This window comes from Bacillus sp. TL12, assembly GCF_022625245.1.
In the GTDB taxonomy this organism is placed as follows: domain Bacteria; phylum Bacillota; class Bacilli; order Bacillales; family Bacillaceae_G; genus Bacillus_A.
This window is the reverse complement of the sequence record NZ_JAJJBY010000109.1, coordinates 1-3,488: the sequence shown is the minus strand read 5'-3', so window position 1 is coordinate 3,488 and position 3,488 is coordinate 1. Positions and strand designations below refer to the sequence as shown.

Below are 3,488 nucleotides of genomic sequence, written 5' to 3'. Positions count from 1 at the left end.
CCATCGCCGATTGGCGACTTCCTTATGTTAGCATCTTCATTTTTTGATGTCAACTAAGTTTTAAAATTTCTTTTTTCGCTTTCTGCGTTTCTCGCATCAGCGACGTTTATTAATATACCACCCTCATTTTAAAATCACAAGTGTTTTTTAAAAAAATATAAAAATGTTTTTCGTTTCATAATTCCACCTCTCTATTTCATATTAAATAGACTTTCTTCTCCCTTAATTCAACAGAACTTTTAAACACCAAAACCCTCAAGCAACGCTCTAGCTCTCACATACAAAACCCTATCCCCTCTCTAATCTTAAGAATGAATTTAGAATATTTTTACATTTAATTAATGAAAAACATCCAGATTTTGTTATATAGTAACGAAGTAGGCTAAAAAAAACAACTTAAACGGAGGAATTACTTTTATGGATAGGTTAACAAAATTCTCATTAAAAAACCGAGCCGCTATTATCATCATGGTTTTTCTCATTTCTGTACTCGGCATTTATTCTGGTTCGAAATTACCAATGGAGTTTCTACCTAGTGTCGATAACCCTGCAATAACTGTCACTACATTGTCTCAAGGGTTAGATGCTGAAACATTGACAAAAGAAGTAACTGAACCGCTCGAAAAAAAGTTTCGAAATTTGGAACACGTCGATACAATCACCTCTTCTACTTATGAAGGTTTATCACGCATCGATATCGCTTATAATTCTAAAGCTAATATGAAAGATGCCGCACGTGAACTTGAAAAAACCACTAACAGCATGGACTTCCAAAAAGAAATTACAAAACCAGTTGTCAGCCAACTTAACACCTCTATGATTCCACTTGCACAAATTGCCGTACAAAAACAAAATGGCTTTACAAAAGCAGACGAAAAACAAATCGAAAAAGAAATTATCCCGCAGCTTGAAAATATCGATGGGGTTGCTAACGTCATCTATTTCGGCAAATCAACATCTGAGTTATCAATCACGCTAGATACAGAGCAAATGAAAAACAAAAATATAACACCACAGCAAGTATTAACTGCTTTACAAGGAAAAGAAACTTCCACTCCAGTTGGGCAAGTTACTGTTAATAACGAAGAGCACACCCTTCGTATCATTGGAAATGTAAAAAATATAAATGAAGTAAAAAACATGACACTTGCACCTCAAGTGAAGTTACAGGATATTGCGCAAGTAGAAGCAAAACAACATTATGACACCATCTCACATATAAACGGTGAAGACGGAACTGCATTAATTATTATGAAAGAACCTAGCAAAAATGCAGTTGAAATTGGAAAAGAAGTCGATAAGAGAGTGAAAAACATAAGTAAAGAATATAAAGACACTTATACAATTAAGGTACTTTCCTCTACTCACGAACAAGTGGAAAATGCTGTTATGAGTATGGGGAAAGAAGTCATTTTAGGAGCAATTGCCGCGACCTTTATTATCTTAATCTTTTTACGTAGCGTTCGAACAACTTTAATCGCTGTCGTTAGTATTCCGTTATCCATTTTACTAACACTATTTTTACTTGATCAATCTAATGTTACATTAAACATTTTAACCCTCGGGGGCTTAGCGGTAGCAGTTGGTCGACTTGTTGACGATAGTATTGTTGTCATTGAAAATATTTTCCGGCGTTTACAAAAAGACCGCTTTTCAAAAGACATCATTCTAGATGCTACAAAAGAGGTAGCCGTAGCTATTACCTCTTCTACTTTAACAACAGTTGCTGTCTTTTTACCTATCGGTCTTGTATCGGGGTCAATCGGTAAACTAATGTTACCTATGGTATTAGCAGTTGTATATTCTATACTTTCTTCATTAGTTGTCGCACTAACAGTTGTCCCACTTATGGCGTTTTTATTACTCAAAAAAACAAGACAACGTCAAGTGCAACCTTCAAGAAAATATACAATTACTTTAAAGTGGGCACTTTCACATAAGTTTATTATTTTATTCTCTTCATTCTTATTATTTGCCGGATCAATTGCTGCTTATATATTATTACCAAAAGCAAATATAAAATCAGAAGACGATACGATGCTTTCAATTGAAATGACATTCCCAACAAATTACGATCTTGAATCCACAAAACAAACAGCTTTTGATTTTGAAAAGAAATTACTCTCTAACAACGATGTAAAAGATATTATATTATGAATGGGATCCAGCGCAGAAGATGCCCAGTGGGGACAAACAATGAAAAGCAACCTTGCATCTATATTTGTAGTTTTTAAAAAAGGCACAGATATTGATCAATACATCAAAAAACTAAAAAAAGAACAGGCAGACTTCAAACCTGCCGAATTCGATTATATAAAAACAAGCTATTCAAGCTTTGGTGGAGGCAACAACTTACAATTTAACGTAACAGCAAACAACGAAACAAACTTAAAGAAAGCTGCTAATATCGTCGAATCAAAACTAAAAAGTATTGACAGTCTTTCTAAAGTAAAAACAAATCTAGAAGAGTCAAAACAAGAATGACAAATTCATATCGACCAAGCAAAAGCAGAACAGGTCGGATTAACACCAGAAACAGCTGGGCAACAAGTTTCATTCCTTATGAAGAAATCACCAATTGGACAATTAACAATCGACGATGAGAAAACAACAATCATGTTAGAGCATAAGAAAGAACAGATAAATAAGAAAGAAGATGTTCTTAATACAAATATTTTATCACCTATAACTGGACCAATTCCTTTAAAAGATATTGCAACGATTTCAGAGAAACAATTACAAACCGAAATTTTCCATAAAGATGGAAAAGAAACCATTCAAATAAGTGCTCAGGCAACAAATGATGATTTAAGTAAAGTAAGCGCCGAGGTAAATAAAGCGATATCCGAATTAGATTTACCAACCGGAGCAAAAGTTAACGTTGCTGGTGCAACTGAATCTATGCAAGAAAATTTCACAGATTTATTCAAAATCATGGGTATCGCAATTGGGATTGTCTACTTAATTATGGTTATCACTTTTGGGCAGGCACGAGCTCCATTTGCGATTTTATTCTCTTTACCCTTAGCTGCTGTTGGCGGTATTTTAGGGCTAATCATTTCAAGAACACCAGTCGACTTAAATGCACTAATTGGCGCATTAATGCTAATTGGTATTGTCGTCACAAACGCTATCGTCTTAATTGAACGCGTTCAACAAAATAGGGAACAAGATATGACAACACGGGAAGCTTTACTAGAAGCAGGCTCTACAAGGCTAAGACCAATTATTATGACAGCCATTACAACATTCGTAGCAATGTTGCCGTTATTATTCGGACAATCACAATCCGGCAGTATGGTTTCGAAAAGTTTAGCGGTTGTCGTAATCGGTGGTTTAGCAGTTTCAACTGTACTCACACTAGTTGTCGTTCCGGTTATGTATGAACTGTTAGATAAATTCGGCAAAAAGAGGAGCTCACGTAGAAAAATAGACTCTTCTATAGATACACCAAAAGCGTAACACCAAAAACGTTATCTTCCGTTCTG

The 3,488-nt window shown here is 34.9% G+C and carries 1 pseudogene; it reads left to right on the top strand.

What is annotated here, in order from left to right:
* Positions 1-417 precede the first annotated feature (417 nt).
* Positions 418-3,462: pseudogene (locus LOK41_RS27630) on the top strand (efflux RND transporter permease subunit).
* Positions 3,463-3,488: the final 26 nt, after the last annotated feature.